The following is a 19,373-nucleotide window of genomic DNA, read 5'->3' as shown; positions in this document are numbered from 1 at the left end:
ATTTGCCGGTACGTTTGACGACATGCCTGCTGATCATGGTTCGCGGCGCGCGGCGCTGCGCGCGGCCCTCGCCGCCCGGGATCTCGACGCGCTTCTGGTGACGAATCTGGTGAACATCCGCTATCTCACCGGGTTCACCGGATCCAACGCCGCCCTGCTCGTGCACGCCGCGGACGCCGAGGGCGCCGAGGAGCGCACCGTCATCTGCACCGACGGCCGCTATCTCACGCAGGTCGGGGAACAGGTTCCCGATCTGCGGGCCGAGATCGCCCGCGCCAGCGCCGCACACCTCATCGAATCGGTCGGACGGCGGAGTCCGTCCTCGCTGGCGTTCGAGAGCCACGTCGTCACCGTGGACGAGTTCGCGTCCTGGTCGGTGCTCGCGCCGGACGCGCGGCTCGATCCCGTTCCGGGACTCGTCGAGGAACTGCGGATGGTGAAGGACGATGTCGAGGTCGGACTGCTGCGGGCGGCGTGCACGGCCGCCGACACCGCACTCGCCGAGCTGATCGAGCGTGGTGGCCTCCGCCCCGGGCGCACCGAGAAGGAGGTGGGCCGGGAACTCGAGGCGCTGATGCTCGCGCACGGCGCCGACGGCATCTCGTTCGAGACCATCGTCGCGGCGGGCGCCAACTCTGCGATCCCGCACCACCGCCCGACCGAGGCGGTGCTCGCCGGCGGCGACTTCGTGAAGCTGGACTTCGGTGCCGAGGTCGGCGGCTACCACTCGGACATGACCAGAACGTATGTCCTCGAGCGGGCCGCCGACTGGCAACGGGACGTATATGCGCTGGTCGCACGATCGCAGGAGGCCGGACGGAACGCGCTGCGCCCGGGCGCGGAGGTGTCCGCGGTGGACGGTGCCGCCCGCCGGGTCATCGAGGACGCGGGCTACGGGGAACTGTTCCTGCACGGCCTCGGACACGGCGTCGGCCTGGAGATCCACGAAGCTCCGGGAATCGGCAAGCTGGGCACCGGTACACTTCTGGACGGTGCGGCGGTGACCGTCGAGCCGGGCGTGTACTTCTCCGGGCGCGGAGGCGTGCGGATCGAGGACACGCTCGTGGTTCGTGAGCAGGGACCGGAACTGCTCACACTCACCACCAAAGACCTGACTGTCGTGTAGACGGTTCGACCTTATCGAGGAGACGCGAAGCAAGTGGCTTCCACTAGTGATTTCAAGAACGGCCTGGTCCTGCAGATCGAGGGCCAGCTGTGGACGATTACCGAGTTCCAGCACGTGAAGCCCGGCAAGGGTCCCGCGTTCGTGCGCACCAAGTTGAAGAACGTGCTCTCGGGCAAGGTCGTCGACAAGACGTTCAACGCCGGCGTCAAGGTGGACACGGCCACGGTCGACCGCCGCGACATGACGTACCTGTACCACGACGGCACCGACTACATCTTCATGGACGGCGACACCTACGACCAGATCTCGATCAGCGAGGCCACCGTCGGCGACGGCGCCCGCTTCATGCTCGAGAACATGGCCGTGCAGGTTGCGACGCACGAGGACGTTCCGCTGTTCGTGGAACTGCCCGTCACCGTCGAACTGGTGGTCCAGCACACCGATCCCGGTCTGCAGGGCGACCGCTCCACCGGTGGCACCAAGCCCGCCACCCTCGAGACCGGTGCCGAGATCAACGTTCCGCTGTTCATCAACACCGGCGACAAGCTGAAGGTCGATTCCCGCGACGGCAACTACCTCGGGCGTGTGAATTCCTGAGTGTCCGGTACGCATAAGAAACTCGGCGCACGGCACAAGGCCCGCAAGCGCGCCGTCGATTTCCTCTTCGAGGCCGAGGCGCGAGATCTCGATCCGGTCGATCTCGCGACCGAACGCACGGAACTGTCCGGCAAGGACGACTCCGTGGCACCGGTTGCTCCGTACACCGTCACCGTGGTGACCGGGGTCGCGGAGAACCTGGACCGCATCGACGAGGTGATCTCGTCCCACCTGCAGGACTGGACGCTCGAGCGGCTGCCCGCCGTCGACCGCGCCATCCTGCGCATCGCCGTGTGGGAGCTGTTCCACGCCACCGACGTGCCTCCGGTCGTGGCCGTGGACGAGGCGGTGGAGCTCGCGAAACAGCTGTCCACCGACGAGTCGCCGGGATTCGTCAACGGCATCCTCGGTCAGGTCGTGCTGGTGGCCCCGCAGGTGCGGTCGGCTGCGGCCGCGACGTCGCGGCGCGCCGAGACCGCCGGCGGCGAGCCGAACGACGCCGGCTCGTAAGTTCGTGTCCCGCTGCGGGCCCGTGACTGCGGGCCCGCAGGTCAGGGGTCCGGGCCTGGCGTAGTCGACGCGCTGATAAGCTGTCCGCGTCAGGCATCCTTTAACGATCCGTCCAGTGAGGCGGAGAAGGAGGTCGTTGTATGCGTGTGCCCGAAGGGTCTCGCCCTGCCGGGGAACCGGCAGATTCAACACCAGAGTCGTCCCCGTCCGTCGAACCCGCACGCGAGCTGCTGTCCGCAGCCGATGTGGGACGGACCATTGCGCGAATCGCGCACCAGATCATCGAGAAGACCGCGCTGGACGCCGCCGACGGTGAAGCGCCGCGTGTCGTCCTGATCGGCATCCCCACCCGGGGCACGACGCTCGCAGCGCGCCTCGCCGGGAAGATCGAAGAATTCTCCGGGGTGCGCCCGTCGGTCGGCTCCCTCGACATCACCCTGTACCGCGACGACCTGCGCACCAAACCGCACCGTCCCCTCGAACGCACGTCGGTGCCCGAGGGCGGTGTCGACAACACTCTGGTGGTGCTCGTCGACGACGTGCTGTTCTCCGGCCGCACCGTTCGCTCGGCACTCGACGCCCTCCGCGACCTCGGGCGGCCGCGGGCCGTTCAGCTGGCCGTCCTCGTCGACCGCGGCCATCGCGAACTGCCGCTGCGCGCCGACTACGTGGGCAAGAACGTGCCCACCGCCCGCACCGAGGACGTCAAGGTGCTCCTGAGCGAACACGACGGCCGTGACGCGGTCATGATCTCCGGGGGGAAGAGCTAAGTGAAGCACCTGTTGTCGATCGCGGACCTGACACGGGAATCGGCTGTCGAACTCCTCGACGAGGCCGAACGCTTCGAACAAGCCCTCCTCGGACGTGAGGTGCGGAAGCTCCCGACGCTGCGCGGCCGGACGGTCATGACCGTGTTCTTCGAGAACTCGACCCGGACCCGCGTGTCGTTCGAGGTCGCCGGGAAGTGGATGAGCGCGGACGTCATCAACGTCAGCGCCTCGAGTTCGTCGGTGTCCAAGGGCGAGTCCCTCCGGGACACGGCGATGACGCTGCGCGCCGCCGGCGCCGACGCCCTGATCGTGCGCCACCCAGCATCGGGTGCGGCCCACCAGATCGCGAACTGGACCAGCCATCAGGACGACGGCGGACCTGCGGTCATCAACGCTGGTGACGGTACCCATGAACATCCCACCCAGGCGCTGCTCGACGCGCTCACGCTGCGTCAGCGTCTCGGCGACATCGAGGGCAAGCGCATCGCCATCGTCGGCGACATCCTGCACAGCCGGGTCGCGCGGTCGAACGCACTGTTGCTGTCGATGCTCGGCGCCGAGGTGGTCCTCATCGCGCCGCCCACGTTGCTCCCCGTGGGTGTGTCGACCTGGCCGGTGTCGGTGGCGCATTCGCTGGACGCGGAGCTTCCCGGCCTCGACGCCGTCCTCATGCTGCGTGTGCAGGCGGAACGGATGAACGGCGGATTCTTCCCGTCCCAACGGGAGTACTCGATCAATTACGGCCTGTCGGAGAAGCGGCTCGCGCTGCTTCCCGACCACGCGGTGGTGCTGCACCCCGGTCCGATGCTGCGCGGCATGGAGATCGCGTCGGCGGTGGCCGACTCGACGAGAACCGCTGTGCTGCAGCAGGTGACCAACGGTGTGCACATGCGGATGGCGGTGCTGTTCCGGCTGCTGGTCGGAGCGGAGGAAGTTGCGGGATGAGTGACAGTGCAGTGACAGGAGAGACAGTGCTCATCAAGAACGTGTTGCTGTACGGCGAGGGTGAGCCCACCGACGTTCTGCTCGGTGACGGTGTCATCGTCGCGATCGGTGCGGGCGCGGGCAAGGACGGCGGGCCGGACGTTGAGGTGATCGACGCGGCGGGGCAGATCCTGCTCCCCGGATTCGTCGACCTGCACACCCACCTGCGTGAACCCGGCCGTGAGGACACCGAGACCATCGATTCCGGTTCGGCCGCTGCCGCGCTCGGCGGGTACACCGCGGTTTTCGCGATGGCCAACACCAGCCCGGTCGCCGATTCGGTGGTCGTCACCGACCACGTGTGGCGCCGCGGCCAGGAAGTCGGGCTCGTCGACGTACACCCCGTCGGCGCCGTCACCGTCGGGCTCGAGGGTAAGCAGCTCGCCGAGATGGCCACGATGGCGTCGGGGGTCGGCCGGGTGCGCATGTTCTCGGACGACGGCCACTGCGTCTACGACCCGCTGATCATGCGCCGGGCGCTCGAGTACTCGAGTTCGCTCGGGGTGCTCATCGCGCAGCACGCGGAGGAGCCGCGGCTGACCGTCGGCGCCGTCGCACACGAGGGCCCCACCGCCGCCCGGCTCGGGCTCGCGGGCTGGCCGCGCGCCGCCGAGGAGTCGATCGTCGCCCGCGACGCGCTGCTCGCCCGCGACGCCGGGGCGCGGGTGCACATCTGCCACGCCTCCACCGCGGGCACCGTCGAACTGATGAAGTGGGCACGCGGCCAAGGCATTTCGATCACCGCCGAGGTCACCCCGCACCACCTGCTGCTCGACGACTCCCGGCTCGAGACGTACGACGCCGTCAACAAGGTGAATCCGCCCCTGCGGGAGGCGAGCGACGTCGCCGCGCTCCGGGCCGGACTGGCCGAAGGGATCATCGACTGCGTCGCGACCGATCACGCACCGCACGCCGAGCAGGACAAGTGCTGCGAGTTCGCGGCCGCCCGACCCGGAATGCTGGGTCTGGAGACCGCACTGTCGATCGTCGCGCAGACGATGGTCCGCACCGGCCTGCTCGACTGGCGCGGCGTGGCCCGGGTAATGAGCGAGCGGCCCGCCGAGATCGTCGGACTCGACGACCAGGGTCGCCCGATCGAGGTCGGCGAGCCCGCCAACCTCGTGCTGATCGACCCGGACGCCGAATGGACGGTCCACGGCCCCGATCTCGCCAGCGTCGCCCACAACACGCCGTACGAGTCGATGACTCTGCCTGCGCGGGTGACCACGACGATCCTGCGTGGCCGGATCACGGCGAGCGACGGCCAGGCCCGCGTCCCGGTGCGGAACGGGAGGGGATGACGGTGGAGAGAATTCTGTGGATAGTCGGCCTCGTCGCGTTCTGGGCGCTGGCCATCGTCCTCATGTACATCGGGTGGCGCGGTCGTGCCCGCCGGCAGGCCGACCGGGTCGGGCAACTTCCCGCCGTGCCCGCGCACCTCGGCGAGCAGACGATCGCCCCGGCCACCGGACTGTACGTGGGCAGCACCCTGGCCCCGAGCTGGCAGGACCGGATCGCGGTCGGCGACCTCGGTTTCCGGGCGACGGGGGAGATCTCCCGCTACGCAGCCGGGATCCTGCTCGAACGTGACGGGGCGTCGGCGATCTGGATTCCGCAGGACGCGGTCCGTGCCGTGCGCACCGAGCGCGGTCTCGCAGGCAAGGTCATGAGCAAGGACGGCGTCCTCGTGATCCGGTGGGAACTGCCGACCGGCACCGAGATCGACACCGGATTCCGCAGCGACGACAAGTCCGTGTACCCCGCCTGGGTCAGCGCAGGGGAGCCGGACGTCAAGACAGACAGTGAAGATTCAGCGAATGCGGCGAGCTCTGGTGAGGTCGAGCAGAACGGAGAGAACGCATGAGCGGCTACGACACCGACTCTGCAGTACTGGTCCTCGAGGACGGACGGGTATTCCGGGGCACCACGTTCGGTGCCGTCGGCCAGACACTCGGTGAGGCCGTCTTCAGCACCGGCATGACCGGCTACCAGGAGACCCTCACCGACCCCAGCTACCACCGCCAGATCGTCGTGGCCACCGCGCCGCAGATCGGCAACACCGGATGGAACGACGAGGACGACGAGTCCGTCGGTCCCACCGGCAGCAGCGCCGAGGCGAAGATCTGGGTTGCCGGGTACGTCGTCCGCGACCCCGCCCGCCGCACCTCCAGCTGGCGCGCCACCGGCTCCCTGCAGGACGAGCTCGTGAAGCAGGGAGTCGTCGGGATCGCCGGCATCGACACCCGGGCACTGGTCCGCCACCTGCGCACCCGCGGCTCGATGCGCTCCGGGGTGTTCTCCGGCGACGCACTGGCCGAGACCGACGTGCTGCTCGACCGCGTGAAGAGCCAGCCGTCGATGCTCGGCGCGGACCTCGCCGGCGAGGTCAGCACCACCAGCGGTTACGTCGTCGAGCCGACCGGGGGAGAAGCGCGATTCACCGTCGCGGCGATCGACCTCGGCATCAAGACCAACACCCCGCGCATGTTCGCCGAGCGCGGCATCCGGGTGCACGTGCTCCCGTCCAATGCGACGCTCGAGCAGATCCTCGACCTGAAGGCCGACGGAGTCTTCCTCTCCAACGGTCCCGGCGACCCGGCGACCGCCGACGGCGCCGTGCACCTCACGAAGGAGGCCATCGGGCAGGGGCTGCCCCTGTTCGGCATCTGCTTCGGCAACCAGATCCTCGGGCGGGCTCTCGGTCTCGGTACCTACAAGATGAAGTTCGGTCACCGGGGGATCAACATCCCGGTCGTCGAACACGAGACGGGACGCATCGCGATCACCGCGCAGAACCACGGGTTCGCGCTCGAGGGCGAGGCCGGGCAGGAGTTCGACACCCCGTTCGGCAAGGCCGTGATCAGCCACACCTGCGCCAACGACGGTGCCGTCGAGGGGGTCCGCCTGCTCGACGGTTCCGCCTTCTCGGTGCAGTACCACCCCGAGGCCGCGGCGGGCCCGCACGACGCCGCGTACCTGTTCGACCGCTTCACCAGCCTGCTCGAGGGAGTCAAGAACTAATGCCACGCCGTACAGATCTCTCCCACATCCTGGTGATCGGCTCCGGCCCGATCGTCATCGGCCAGGCCTGCGAGTTCGACTACTCCGGAACCCAGGCCTGCCGGGTGCTGCGCGAAGAGGGCCTGCGGGTCAGCCTCGTCAACTCCAACCCGGCCACGATCATGACCGACCCCGAGTTCGCGGACGCCACCTACGTGGAGCCGATCACCGCCGAGTTCGTCGAGAAGGTCATCGCCCTCGAGGCCGAGAAGGGCCACCCGATCGACGCCGTCCTCGCGACGCTCGGCGGCCAGACGGCCCTGAACACCGCGGTGGCGCTGCACGAGCAGGGCATCCTCGAGAAGCACGACGTCGAGCTGATCGGCGCCGACTTCGACGCCATCCAGCGCGGCGAGGACCGGCAGAAGTTCAAGGACATCGTCGCCAAGGTCGGCGGCGAGTCCGCGCGCTCCCGCGTCTGCTACACGATGGACGAGGTCCGCGACACGGTCGCCGAACTGGGCTTCCCCGTCGTCGTGCGGCCGTCGTTCACGATGGGCGGACTCGGCTCCGGCATGGCCTACGACGACGAGGACCTGACGCGGATCGCCGGCGGCGGTCTCACCGCGTCGCCCACCGCCAACGTGCTGATCGAGGAGTCGATCCTCGGGTGGAAGGAATACGAGCTCGAGCTGATGCGCGACGGCCGCGACAACGTCGTGATCGTGTGTTCGATCGAGAACGTCGACCCGGTCGGCGTGCACACCGGTGACTCGATTACCGTCGCCCCCGCGATGACGCTCACGGACCGTGAGTACCAGGCGATGCGCGACCTCTCGATCGACATCCTCCGCGAGGTCGGCGTCGACACCGGCGGCTGCAACATCCAGTTCGCCATGGATCCCGCCGACGGGCGCCTCGTCGTCATCGAGATGAACCCGCGCGTGTCGCGGTCCAGTGCGCTCGCGTCCAAGGCGACCGGTTTCCCGATCGCGAAGATCGCCGCGAAGCTCGCCATCGGCTACACCCTGGACGAGATCGTCAACGACATCACCAAGGAAACCCCGGCGTGCTTCGAGCCAACCCTCGACTACGTCGTCGTCAAGGCGCCCAGGTTCGCGTTCGAGAAGTTCCCCGGCGCCGACGACACCCTCACCACCACGATGAAGTCGGTTGGTGAGGCCATGTCGATCGGCCGCAACTTCACCGAGGCGTTCGGCAAGGTGCTGCGCTCGCTCGAGACCAAGCGGGCCGGATACTGGACGGGCCCCGAGGTGGAGGCCACCGACCTGGACAGCCTCCTGGCGGAACTGAGCATCCCCCGCGACGGACGCGTCTACGGCCTCGAGAAGGCGTTCGCACTCGGCGCCACCGTCGAGCAGCTGTTCGACGCCACGAAGATCGACCCGTGGTTCCTCGACCAGATCCTGCAGATCCACGAGCTCGGCGACGCACTGCGCGAGGCGCCCGAGGTGACCGAGCGGGTACTGCGCCGCGCCAAGCACCACGGCCTGTCGGATCGGCAGATCGCGGCCCTGCGGCCCGAGATCGGCGGCGAGGACGCGGTCCGGGCGCTGCGTGAGCAGTGGAACGTCCACCCCGTGTACAAGACGGTCGACACCTGCGCCGCCGAGTTCGAGGCGAAGACGCCGTACCACTACTCCACGTACGAACTCGATCCGGCGGCCGAGTCCGAGGTGGCCCCGCAGACCGAGCGTCCGAAGGTCCTGATCCTCGGTTCCGGACCGAACCGCATCGGTCAGGGCATCGAGTTCGACTACTCCTGCGTCCACGCCGCACTGACGCTGTCGGAGGCCGGGTACGAGACGGTGATGGTCAACTGCAACCCGGAGACCGTCTCCACCGACTACGACACCGCCGACCGCCTGTACTTCGAGCCGCTCACGTTCGAGGACGTCCTCGAGGTGTACCGGGCGGAGTCGATGTCGGGCACCGTCGCCGGGGTGATCGTGCAGCTCGGCGGTCAGACCCCGCTGGGTCTGGCGAAGCGGCTGAAGGCCGCCGGCGTGCCGATCGTCGGCACCAGCCCGGAGGCGATCGACCTCGCGGAGGATCGCGGCGAGTTCGGGAGGGTGCTGGTCGAGGCCGGCCTGCCCGCTCCCAAGTTCGGCACCGCCACCACGTTCGCCGGCGCCCGCGAGATCGCGGCCGGCATCGGGTACCCGGTGCTGGTGCGGCCGTCGTACGTCCTCGGTGGCCGCGGCATGGAGATCGTCTACGACGAGGCGTCGCTGGAGAGCTACATCTCCCGCGCCACCGAGATCTCCGACGACCGGCCCGTCCTGGTCGACCGGTTTCTGGAAGACGCCATCGAGATCGACGTCGACGCGCTTTGCGACGGCACCGAGGTGTACCTCGGCGGCGTGATGGAGCACATCGAGGAGGCCGGTATCCACTCGGGCGACTCGGCCTGTGCGCTGCCGCCGATCACCCTCGGCCGCGCCGACCTCGAGAACGTCCGCCGTTCCACGGAGGCGCTCGCCAAGGGCATCGGTGTCAAGGGCCTGCTCAACGTCCAGTACGCCCTGAAGGACGACATCCTGTACGTCCTCGAGGCGAACCCCCGCGCCAGCCGCACCGTGCCGTTCGTGTCGAAGGCCACCGCGGTGCAGCTCGCCAAGGCGTGCGCCCGCGTCATGCTGGGCGAGTCCATCGCCGATCTGCGCGCGAGCGGTGTGCTCCCGGCCACCGGCGACGGCGGCTCGACCCCGGCGAACGCGCCCGTCGCCGTCAAGGAGGCCGTGCTGCCGTTCAACCGGTTCCGGCGCGCCGACGGCACCGGCGTCGACACCCTCCTGAGCCCGGAGATGAAGTCGACCGGCGAAGTCATGGGCATCGACGCCGACTTCGGCACCGCGTTCGCGAAGAGCCAGACGGCCGCATATGGCTCGCTGCCCACCTCGGGCTCGGTGTTCGTCTCCGTCGCCAACAAGGACAAGCGGTCGCTGATCTTCCCGGTCAAGCGGCTCGCGGACCTGGGCTTCCGGATCCTGGCCACCGAGGGCACCGCGGCGGTTCTCCGCCGGAACGGGATCACCTGCCAGGACGTGCACAAGCACTCCGGCGAAACGCTGGAGGCGGGTGAGCGGACCATCGTCGAGACGATCCGCGACGGCGAGGTCGACATGGTGATCAACACGCCGTACGGCAACTCCGGACCGCGCGTCGACGGCTACGAGATCCGCAGCGCGGCCGTCGCCATGAACATCCCGTGCGTCACCACCGTGCAGGGCGCGTCCGCCGCGGTGCAGGGCATCGAGGCCGCGATCCGCGGTGACATCGGTGTCCAATCGCTCCAGGCGCTGCACGCGCGGCTGCGGTCGCCCGCCGTGGTCGTGGCTCCCGCGACCGGGTCCGTCTCGTCGTGAGCGGACACCATCACCACCACTCCTGGGTGCATCGGCTGACGTCGGCGGTCGAGCACCGGGGGCGGTTGTGCGTCGGGATCGATCCGCATCCGGGACTGCTCGAGGCGTGGGGGCTGCCCGTCTCCGCCGAGGGGCTGGAGACGTTCGCAGAGATCTGCGTGGAGGCCTTCGTCGGTGAGGTGGCCGTCGTGAAGCCTCAGGTGGCGTTCTTCGAAGCGTACGGCTCCGCCGGGTACGCGGTACTCGAACGCACCATTTCGGTCCTCAGAGAGGCAGGGACGCTCGTCGTCGCCGATGCCAAGCGCGGGGACATCGGGTCGACGATGGCGGCGTACGCGCAGTCCTGGCTGGGTGCGGAGTCGGCTCTGTCGTCCGATGCCGTGACCGTGTCGCCGTATCTGGGGTTCGGTGCGCTCGACCCGGCGCTGTCGCTGGCGGCGGAGCAGGGCCGTGGGCTCTTCGTGCTGGCCCGGACGTCCAACCCGGAGGGCGGCGAACTGCAGGCGGCGCAGACCGCCGGGGGAGCGTCCGTGGCCCAGTCCCTGGTGGACGCGGCGGTCCGGCACAACGACGCGCAACCCGGTCTCGTGGGTCTCGTGGTGGGTGCGACACGCGGACACGGTCTGGATTTGTCGAATTTTTCCGGACCGATTCTCGCGCCCGGTCTCGGCGCCCAGGGCGCGACTCCTGGTGATCTCGCCGACATTTTTCCCGATTCTCGAAAACTGTTGTTGCCGAACAGTTCTCGTGGTGTTCTTCGTGCCGGACCGTCGGTGACGGCACTGCGTGAGGCGGCCGTGAAGGTCCGTGACGAGATCGAGTCCGCACTCTCATAGCCCACCCGAATCCGGCTCTGACCTCAGGGGGTGGGTTCGCAATCGGCGCCGGGCGTGAGTACGGTCGCTATCGCTGCTGGTTATCCAGTGGTTTGGACTATTTGCCAACGACGAGACGGAGGAACCGTGGCCCTTCCCCAGTTGACTGATGAGCAGCGCGCTGCTGCTTTGGAGAAGGCAGCTGCTGCCCGCAAGGCCAGGGCTGAGCTCAAGGAGCGCCTGAAGCGTGGTGGCACCGACCTCAAGCAGGTTCTCAAGGACGCCGAGGACGACGAGATCCTGGGCAAGATGAAGGTGTCGGCACTGCTCGAGGCGCTGCCCAAGGTGGGCAAGGTCAAGGCGCAGGAGATCATGACCGAGCTGGAGATCGCTCCGACCCGTCGCCTCCGTGGCCTCGGCGATCGGCAGCGGAAGGCCCTGCTCGCCAGGTTCGACTTCGAGGCCTGAGCACGACAGTGGTAGCTGACGCACAAGTGTCAGAGAGCAAGACCGCAGTGCGGAGGGGTCGGCTGGTTGTACTGGCCGGCCCCTCGGCCGTCGGTAAGTCCAGCGTGGTGCGACTCCTGCGTGACCGGATGCCGGAGCTCGTCTTCAGCGTGTCCGCGACGACGCGCGACCCACGCCCGGGCGAGGTGGACGGCAAGGACTACCGGTTCACCTCCCGCGACGAGTTCCAGCGGATGATCGAATCCGGTGAGCTGCTCGAATGGGCCGAGATCCACGGCGGGCTGCAGCTGTCGGGAACCCCGGCCGCACCCGTCCGCCGGGCGATCGAGCAGGGCAAACCGGTGCTGGTCGAGGTCGATCTCGCCGGTGCGCGGGCCGTCCGCGCCGCGATGCCGGAGGCTCTGCTCGTCTTCATGGCGCCCCCGAGCTGGGACGTGCTGGTCGAGAGGTTGACCGGCCGGGGCACCGAATCCGCCGAGGTCGTGGAGCGGCGTCTCGCGACCGCGAGAGTCGAGCTGGAGGCGCAGCACGAGTTCGACGAGGTCATCGTGAACGAGGATGTCAGCCGATCGTGCGACGAGTTGGTATCCTTGTTGGTTGGACGACCGGAACAGTCCGAGTCGACCCACTAGATCTCACATCAACTAGCCAGAACTATTTCAGGAGATACCGAGTGAGCAGCACCCCCGCAGTAGCGTCCGCAACTCCCAGCCACGGCGCCCTGCCGGCCTACGACACCCCGCTCGGCATCACCAATCCTCCGATCGACGAGCTTCTCGCCCGCACGTCGTCGAAGTACGCGCTGGTGATCTACGCGGCCAAGCGTGCGCGTCAGATCAACGATTACTACAACCAGCTCGGTGACGGCATCCTCGAGTACGTCGGCCCCCTCGTGGAGCCGGGCCTGCAGGAGAAGCCGCTGTCGATCGCGCTGCGTGAGATCCACTCCGATCTTCTCGAGCACACCGAAGGCGAGTGAGCGGAGGATCTGCCGTGCCTGAACAGGCAGCGGGCCCGGGCTCCGGGCAAGTGACGGATTCACCGGAACCGGTTCCCTCGGGGGCGGGCCGCAAGCGGATCGTCGTCGGTGTCGGCGGCGGCATCGCAGCGTACAAGAGCTGTGCCGTCATCCGGGCCTTCACGGAGGCCGGGCATCACGTGCGGGTCATCCCGACGGAGTCCGCGCTCGAGTTCGTCGGCAAGGCGACGTTCGAGGCGCTGTCGGGCAACCCCGTGCACACGGGTGTGTTCACCGACGTTCCGCAGGTTCCGCATGTTCGTCTCGGACAGGAAGCGGATCTCGTCGTCATCGCGCCCGCCACCGCCGACCTCATGGCGCGGGCCGTGGCGGGACGTGCGGACGACCTCCTCACCGCGACGCTGCTCACCGCGCGATGTCCCGTGGTGTTCGCTCCCGCGATGCACACGGAGATGTGGGAGCACCCGGCCACCGTCGCGAACGTCGCCACGCTGCGCGCACGCGGCGTGACCGTCATCGAACCCGCATCCGGCCGCCTGACCGGCAAGGACACCGGCGCCGGCCGGCTGCCGGAACCCGACGAGATCGTCGGATTGGCGTCGTTGCTGGTCGAGCGTCCCGATGCGCTGCCGCGTGATCTCGAGGGCCGGCGGGTCCTCGTGTCCGCGGGCGGCACCCGTGAACCGCTCGATCCGGTGCGGTTCCTCGGTAATCGTAGTTCGGGCAAGCAGGGATATGCCATCGCGAGGCTCGCCGTGCAGCGCGGGGCCGAGGTCACCCTCGTCTCCGGCTACACCGCCGGCCTCGCCGACCCGGCCGCCGTCGACGTGGTGCACGTCCGCACGGCGGAAGACATGCGGGTCGCGGTCGCCAAGCACGCGCCCGGATTCGACGCCGTGATCATGGCCGCGGCGGTGGCCGACTTCCGGCCGTCGACGACGGTGGCGAGCAAGATCAAGAAGGGCGCGGGCGAGCCCGACTCGATCGCACTCACCAAGAACGAGGACATCCTCGCCGGCCTGGTCCAGTCCCGGCGGGACGGCGAGATCCCGTCGAAGACCGTGATCGTCGGATTCGCGGCCGAGACGGGCGACGCCGACGGCGACGTCCTCACGTACGCGCGGGCCAAGCTCGCGCGTAAGGGGTGCGACCTCCTCGTCGTCAACGCGGTCGGCGAGGGCAAGGCGTTCGAGGTCGACCACAACGACGGGTGGCTGCTCGGAGCCGACGGTTCCGAGTCCGCGCTCGAGCACGGATCGAAGGCGTTGATGGCGAGCCGGGTGCTCGACGCCGTCGACCAGCTGCTGCCGGACACTCTGACGGAACATCCGGCAGAATTTCGGTGATTCGAAGGGTGTCACCCCCGCCGGGGTGGCGCTAGGGTCGTTCGCGGTATTACGCAGCTAAGCTGTTTTCAAGTGCTGTTCAGGACAACTGTCGAGAGGGAATTCTGTGAGCCAGTCCGGTAGTCGGCTATTCACCAGTGAGTCTGTGACCGAGGGGCACCCGGACAAGATTTGTGATGCGATCAGCGACTCCATCCTCGACGCGCTCCTCACCGACGACCCGCGCGCCCGCGTCGCCGTCGAGACACTGGTGACCACCGGACAGGTCCACGTCGCCGGTGAGGTCACGACCACCGCCTACGCCGACATCCCCAAGATCGTGCGCGACACCGTGCTCGAGATCGGGTACGACTCCTCGGCCAAGGGCTTCGACGGCAACTCCTGCGGCGTGAACGTCGCGATCGGCGCACAGTCCCCGGAGATCGCCCAGGGCGTCGACCACTCGCACGAGGTCCGCACCGGCGAACTGAGCGACGACGAGATCGACCGCCAGGGCGCAGGCGACCAGGGACTGATGTTCGGGTTCGCCACCACCGACACCCCGGAACTGATGCCCCTGCCGATCGCGCTGGCGCACCGCCTGTCGCGTCGTCTCACCGAGGTCCGCAAGTCCGGTGTCCTGCCGTACCTGCGCCCGGACGGCAAGACTCAGGTCACCATCGAATACGACGGCGACAAGGCGGTTCGCCTCGACACCGTGGTCATCTCGACGCAGCACGCCGCCGACATCGACCTCGACAACCTGCTCACCCCGGATCTGCGGGAGAAGGTTCTCGGTTCGGTTCTCGCCGAAATCGACATGCCCGAACTCGACGTCTCGGACATCCGCCTGCTCGTCAACCCGACCGGCAAGTTCGTGCTCGGCGGCCCGATGGGTGACGCCGGCCTGACGGGTCGCAAGATCATCGTCGACACCTACGGCGGCATGGCCCGCCACGGCGGCGGCGCGTTCTCCGGCAAGGACCCCTCGAAGGTCGACCGGTCGGCGGCCTACGCCATGCGCTGGGTGGCCAAGAATGCGGTCGCGGCAGGCCTCGCGGACCGGATCGAGGTCCAGGTGGCGTACGCGATCGGCAAGGCGGCGCCGGTGGGTCTGTTCGTCGAGACGTTCGGTACCGAGAAGACGGATCCGGCGCGGATCCAGCAGGCCATCACCGAGACGTTCGACCTGCGGCCCGGCGCCATCATCCGCGACCTCGACCTGTTGCGTCCGATCTACGCGCAGACCGCGGCCTACGGTCACTTCGGTCGCACCGACATCGACCTCCCGTGGGAGAGCATCGACCGGGCGGAGAAGCTGCGGGCAGCCGCAGGCCTCTGATCGGTAGTCACGGCGCGGCGGGCGCCGCTGCGGTAGGAGTCCCCGCGTGAGCGCGGAAAAGGTTGCGGCAGAAGTTGATCCGGTTGCCCGGGTGCTGCCGCTGCTTCCGCTTGCCCACCTCGACCGCGAATTCGACTATCTCGTTCCGAAGGATCTCGACGCGCAGGCACGGCCCGGGGTCCGGGTGCGCATCCGGTTCGCCGGACGTCTCGTCGACGGGTTCGTCGTCTCCCGGAACGCGACGAGCGACCATCAGGGCCGTTTCGGCTGGCTCGAACGGGTGATCTCGCCCGAGCGGGTCCTGACCGAGGAGATCACCCGGGTGGTCGACCTCGTTGCCGGCCGATACGCCGGAACCCGCGCGGACGTCCTGCGGCTCGCGATCCCGCCGAGACACGCGCGGGCGGAGTCCGAGGCCGCGTCCGAACCCCCCGCGGTGCCGGACCCCGCGATCGAGACCGACGCGTGGGACCGGTACGTCCACGGCGGCGCATTCCTGACCGCATTGTCGGGGGAGCGGGCCCCGCGCGCGGTCTGGCAGGCGCTCCCCGGTGAGGACTGGCCGGCGCGTCTCGCGGAACTGTCGGGACTCGTCGCCGCCACCGGGGCGAGCACCGTCGTCGTCGTGCCCGATCAGCGTGATCTCGACCGCGTGGTCGCGGCAGTGGAGAAGCTGCTAGGCAAGGATGCCGTCGTCGGACTCGCCGCCGGCCTCGGTCCGGCGCTGCGTTACCGGCGTTGGCTGGCTGCGCTGCGCGGGACGGCAAAGGTCGTCGTCGGGACCCGTAGTTCGGTGTTCGCGCCGACGCCGCGCACCGGGCTGATCGTGGTCTGGGACGACGGGGACGACAACCATTCCGAGCCGCGCGCACCGTATCCGCACGCCCGCGAGGTGGCGCTGCTCCGCGCGTACGCCAGTGGCTGCGCGGTGGTGCTGGCCGGACACGCGCGCACCGCGGAGGCCCAGGCCCTGGTCGACTCGGGGTGGGCGCACGACCTTGTGGCCTCCCGGGACTCGGTGCGGGCGGCCGCCCCGAAGATCACCGCGCTCGCGGACAGTGACCACGCCCTGGCCCGCGATCCCGGCGCGCGCGCCGCCCGGTTGCCCGCGATCGCGTTCGCGGCTGCCCGGGAAGCGCTCGGCGCCGGCCGGGGAGTGCTGGTCCAGGTGCCCCGGCGTGGCTACGTGCCCAGCCTCGCGTGCGGCAAGTGCCGGGCGCCCGCGCGATGCCGACGATGCAACGGACCTCTCGCGCTGCCGTCCGCGGCCGGCCCGGACGGGGCGGGGACCCCGGCCTGCCGGTGGTGCGGCGTCGCCGACGCCGCACACCGCTGCCACGCGTGCGGAGCGAAGGCGCTGCGGGCCGTCGTGGTCGGTGCCGGACGGACCGCCGAGGAACTGGGCCGCGCGTTTCCCGGCGTCGCCGTCCGGATGTCGGGCGGCACGGACGTCGTCGACGAGGTGAAGCAGGGTCCCACCCTCGTGGTGTCGACGGTCGGGGCCGAACCGGTGATGGCGGGCGGGTACGGCGCGGCGTTGCTGCTGGACGGGTGGGCGCTGCTAGGCCGTCCCGACCTGCGCGCCGCCGAGGAGACGCTGCGGCGGTGGATGACGGCGTCGTCGCTCGTGCGGCCGTTCGCCGAGGGCGGTCAGGTGGTCGTGGTCGCCGATTCGGGGATTCCGACCGTGCAGGCGCTGGTCCGCTGGGATCCGGTCGGTCACGCCCGTGCACAGTACGAGGAGCGCGCGGAGGTCGGATTTCCGCCCGCGATCCATCTCGCGGCACTCGACGGCAGCGCGAAGGCGATTGCGGACCTTCTCGACCTCGCCGAATTGCCGGCGAACGCGGAGTTGCTCGGCCCGGTCGAGTTGCCGGCGGGGGAGCGGCTGCCGTTCTCCGGCGACGCGCCGGAGCCGGCGGACGTGGAGCGCATGCTGATCCGGGTGCCCCGTGGCGAGGGAAAACCGCTGGCCAAGGCGCTGGGAGAGGCGCAGTCGGTGCGCAGCGCGCGTAAGGACTCGCAACCTGCCCGGATCCAGATCGACCCCATACGCATCGGGTAATCGACCACCGTCACGAAATACGACCTTGCCGGCTCGCGATTGACGATATATCGTTGATGCATCAGCGATACAGAAGGAGGCTGATGATGGAAGACTTCCATTTCGAACACAGAGGTTCCCGACGGGACCGATTCACACGCGAACGGACGGGACGGCCCGAGGGGCCCCACCGTCACGGACACCGGCGAGGCCGCTTCGGCCCCGAGGGTGATCCCGGCTTCGGTCCGGGAATGCACTTCGGCCGCGGACGCGGACGGGGTGGCAGGGGCCGGCGCGGCGATGTCCGCTCCGCGATCCTGCTGCTGCTCACCGAGGAGCCGATGCACGGCTACGAGCTGATTCAACAGATCGTCGAACGCAGCGACGGGGTGTGGAAGCCCAGCCCCGGTTCGATCTACCCCGCGCTGTCACAGCTCGAGGACGAGGGTCTGGTGCTCATCGAAAAGGTGGCGGGCCGCAAGACCGCGCGCCTGACGGACGAGGGCAAGGCCTTCGTCGAAGCGAACAAGACCGACCTCGGCACGCCGTGGGACGACGTGCGGGAGAGCGTCGGCCGGCCCGCCGAGGACCTGCGGGGTCTGATCGGGCTGTTGATGGGTGCCGCGGGGCAGGTTGCCGCGGTCGGTGACGACGAACAGGTCCGGCGTGCCGGCGAGATCCTCGCCGAGGCGCGGCGCGCGATGTATCGCCTTCTCGCGGAAGACGATCAGAGCGAAGCCGGCAAGGATGACACCGACTCGTAGGGCGCCAGGGCTCACCGCGGGCCCGCCGTCTCGACGCGACAGCGCGTGCACATTCTGGGAAAGTTCTCAGAAATGTCACGGCGAAGTCGGGAGAGATCATGAGATTTCGGGGTGCCGGTGCGGTCGTCGCGGGTGTCGTCCTGCTGATGTCCGGCGCAGTGTCCACCGCTCACGCGGACGACGCCTCACCGCCCCAACCCGTCGTGCCCGCCACGGCCGGGCTTCCCCAGACCGGCCGTAGTGCCGCCGCCGCGTATGCGCACGAGCACCCGGACAGCGCACCCGCGGGGTCGAACGACTTCTCCTGCACACCCGCCCCGGACCACCCCGAGCCGGTGGTGCTCGCGCACGGCACCGACGCCAGCGCCTACGCGGACTGGGCCACCCTGTCGCCGATGCTCGCCGCGGACGGTTACTGCGTGTTCGCGCTCAACTACGGCGGAGCGCCGGGTGCCGATTCGTACGGCACCGAGGACATCGTCGCGAGCGCGGAGGAGTTCGGCCGGTTCGTCGACCGGGTCCGCGACGCGACCGGCGCCGCCAAGGTCGACACGGTCGGATACTCGCAGGGTGCGAACGTCACGCGGTACTACGTCAACAAGCTCGGCGGCGCCCCGTTCGTCGACCACTGGGTCGGACTGGCGTCGCCCAGCTACGGGGGAGTGATGTACGGCCTCGTTCCGATCGTGCAGGCACTTCCCGGCGGACCGGACTTCGCCCGCACGGTGACGTCGGTCGCCGTCAGCCAGCAGATGCAGGGCTCGCCGTTCATGAACGCCCTCAACGTGGGCGGTGACACCGCACCCGGCGTCTCGTACACGACGATCGGGTCTCGGTACGACGAGATGATCCAGCCGTACACGAACATGGCGCTCCACGGCGCCGGGGCGGTCAACATCCTGATCCAGGATCGATGCCCCCAGGACGGCACCGGACATTTCCAGGCGCCCTACGATCCGTTCGCGCTCGACCTCGTCCGTGCGGCGCTCGACCCCGACGCGACTCCGCTGGCTCGCTGCGAGTTCGTCCCGGTCGGCGCGGGTATTCCCCAGGTGATCCTCGACAGCAATAGATAGTCCCACGCAACGAAGCGGGGGGGCGGGGAGGGCCCGCGCCCCCCCGGAGGGGGTGTTTGGGTAGGCCCCCCATTTGGGACGGCCGGCGGCCCCACGCACCAGTGGGGTTTAAAAAAAAAAAAACCCCCCACAAAAAATCCATACCCCAAACCCCCAATAACAAATGTACCACCAAAGCCCCCCA

Annotated in this window: 18 protein-coding genes; all 18 read left to right on the top strand. The window is 69.0% G+C overall.

What is annotated here, in order from left to right:
* Positions 1 to 22 precede the first annotated feature (22 nt).
* The 18 genes from ACFWAY_RS34235 to ACFWAY_RS34150 all read left to right on the top strand — a co-directional run bounded on the left by ACFWAY_RS34235 (position 23) and on the right by ACFWAY_RS34150 (position 19,189).
* The gene (locus tag ACFWAY_RS34235) at positions 23 to 1,126 is read left to right on the top strand and encodes an aminopeptidase P family protein (protein ID WP_378513668.1); all 1,104 of its coding nucleotides are present in this window, start codon (positions 23 to 25) and stop codon (positions 1,124 to 1,126) included.
* A 33-nt stretch (positions 1,127 to 1,159) separates the two neighbouring features.
* Complete coding sequence (gene efp, locus ACFWAY_RS34230) at positions 1,160 to 1,723, top strand: elongation factor P (protein WP_005241702.1); 564 nt, start codon at positions 1,160 to 1,162, stop codon at positions 1,721 to 1,723.
* Positions 1,724 to 2,233 carry a transcription antitermination factor NusB gene (gene nusB / locus ACFWAY_RS34225; protein ID WP_378513667.1) on the top strand — a complete coding sequence of 170 codons (510 nt, stop codon included), beginning with the start codon at positions 1,724 to 1,726 and terminating at the stop codon, positions 2,231 to 2,233.
* A gap of 140 nt (positions 2,234 to 2,373) precedes the next feature.
* On the top strand, positions 2,374 to 3,003 hold the full coding sequence (gene pyrR, locus ACFWAY_RS34220; protein WP_378513666.1) for a bifunctional pyr operon transcriptional regulator/uracil phosphoribosyltransferase PyrR: 630 nt from the start codon (positions 2,374 to 2,376) through the stop codon (positions 3,001 to 3,003).
* On the top strand, positions 3,004 to 3,948 hold the full coding sequence (locus ACFWAY_RS34215) for an aspartate carbamoyltransferase catalytic subunit (protein ID WP_378513665.1): 945 nt from the start codon (positions 3,004 to 3,006) through the stop codon (positions 3,946 to 3,948).
* On the top strand, positions 3,945 to 5,288 hold the full coding sequence (locus tag ACFWAY_RS34210; protein ID WP_378452651.1) for a dihydroorotase: 1,344 nt from the start codon (positions 3,945 to 3,947) through the stop codon (positions 5,286 to 5,288). The genes ACFWAY_RS34215 and ACFWAY_RS34210 overlap by 4 nt, the downstream gene beginning before the upstream one ends.
* On the top strand, positions 5,285 to 5,851 hold the full coding sequence (locus tag ACFWAY_RS34205; RefSeq protein WP_378513664.1) for a transporter: 567 nt from the start codon (positions 5,285 to 5,287) through the stop codon (positions 5,849 to 5,851). Before ACFWAY_RS34210 ends, ACFWAY_RS34205 begins: the two co-directional genes overlap by 4 nt.
* Positions 5,848 to 7,008 (top strand): glutamine-hydrolyzing carbamoyl-phosphate synthase small subunit, encoded by a 1,161-nt coding sequence (gene carA, locus ACFWAY_RS34200; protein ID WP_378513663.1) that lies wholly within the window; start codon positions 5,848 to 5,850, stop codon positions 7,006 to 7,008. The genes ACFWAY_RS34205 and carA overlap by 4 nt, the downstream gene beginning before the upstream one ends.
* On the top strand, positions 7,008 to 10,376 hold the full coding sequence (carB, locus tag ACFWAY_RS34195) for a carbamoyl-phosphate synthase large subunit (RefSeq protein ID WP_378513662.1): 3,369 nt from the start codon (positions 7,008 to 7,010) through the stop codon (positions 10,374 to 10,376). Before carA ends, carB begins: the two co-directional genes overlap by 1 nt.
* A complete protein-coding gene (pyrF, locus tag ACFWAY_RS34190) occupies positions 10,373 to 11,212 on the top strand; it encodes an orotidine-5'-phosphate decarboxylase (protein WP_378452655.1) in 840 nt (279 codons plus the stop codon). Before carB ends, pyrF begins: the two co-directional genes overlap by 4 nt.
* Positions 11,213 to 11,338: 126 nt before the next feature.
* Positions 11,339 to 11,659: an integration host factor, actinobacterial type gene (mihF, locus tag ACFWAY_RS34185; RefSeq protein WP_005262298.1), complete on the top strand. Its 321-nt coding sequence runs from the start codon at positions 11,339 to 11,341 to the stop codon at positions 11,657 to 11,659.
* An 8-nt stretch (positions 11,660 to 11,667) separates the two neighbouring features.
* On the top strand, positions 11,668 to 12,291 hold the full coding sequence (gene gmk, locus ACFWAY_RS34180) for a guanylate kinase (RefSeq protein WP_378452656.1): 624 nt from the start codon (positions 11,668 to 11,670) through the stop codon (positions 12,289 to 12,291).
* 41 nt (positions 12,292 to 12,332) lie between these two features.
* A complete protein-coding gene (gene rpoZ, locus ACFWAY_RS34175; RefSeq protein WP_005241734.1) occupies positions 12,333 to 12,638 on the top strand; it encodes a DNA-directed RNA polymerase subunit omega in 306 nt (101 codons plus the stop codon).
* 14 nt (positions 12,639 to 12,652) lie between these two features.
* On the top strand, positions 12,653 to 13,984 hold the full coding sequence (gene coaBC, locus ACFWAY_RS34170; protein ID WP_378513661.1) for a bifunctional phosphopantothenoylcysteine decarboxylase/phosphopantothenate--cysteine ligase CoaBC: 1,332 nt from the start codon (positions 12,653 to 12,655) through the stop codon (positions 13,982 to 13,984).
* A gap of 106 nt (positions 13,985 to 14,090) precedes the next feature.
* Positions 14,091 to 15,305 (top strand): methionine adenosyltransferase, encoded by a 1,215-nt coding sequence (metK, locus tag ACFWAY_RS34165; protein WP_005241739.1) that lies wholly within the window; start codon positions 14,091 to 14,093, stop codon positions 15,303 to 15,305.
* 46 nt (positions 15,306 to 15,351) lie between these two features.
* On the top strand, positions 15,352 to 17,370 hold the full coding sequence (locus ACFWAY_RS34160; RefSeq protein WP_378513660.1) for a primosomal protein N': 2,019 nt from the start codon (positions 15,352 to 15,354) through the stop codon (positions 17,368 to 17,370).
* A gap of 86 nt (positions 17,371 to 17,456) precedes the next feature.
* On the top strand, positions 17,457 to 18,113 hold the full coding sequence (locus ACFWAY_RS34155) for a PadR family transcriptional regulator (RefSeq protein ID WP_378452758.1): 657 nt from the start codon (positions 17,457 to 17,459) through the stop codon (positions 18,111 to 18,113).
* 98 nt (positions 18,114 to 18,211) lie between these two features.
* Positions 18,212 to 19,189: an esterase/lipase family protein gene (locus tag ACFWAY_RS34150; RefSeq protein ID WP_378452659.1), complete on the top strand. Its 978-nt coding sequence runs from the start codon at positions 18,212 to 18,214 to the stop codon at positions 19,187 to 19,189.
* Positions 19,190 to 19,373: the final 184 nt, after the last annotated feature.

Origin of the sequence: Rhodococcus sp. NPDC059968, assembly GCF_042738615.1 — a bacterium.
Classification (GTDB): Bacteria; Actinomycetota; Actinomycetes; order Mycobacteriales; family Mycobacteriaceae; genus Rhodococcus_F.
Note: the sequence above shows the minus strand (reverse complement) of the source record. Positions and strands in the feature narration are given on the sequence as shown.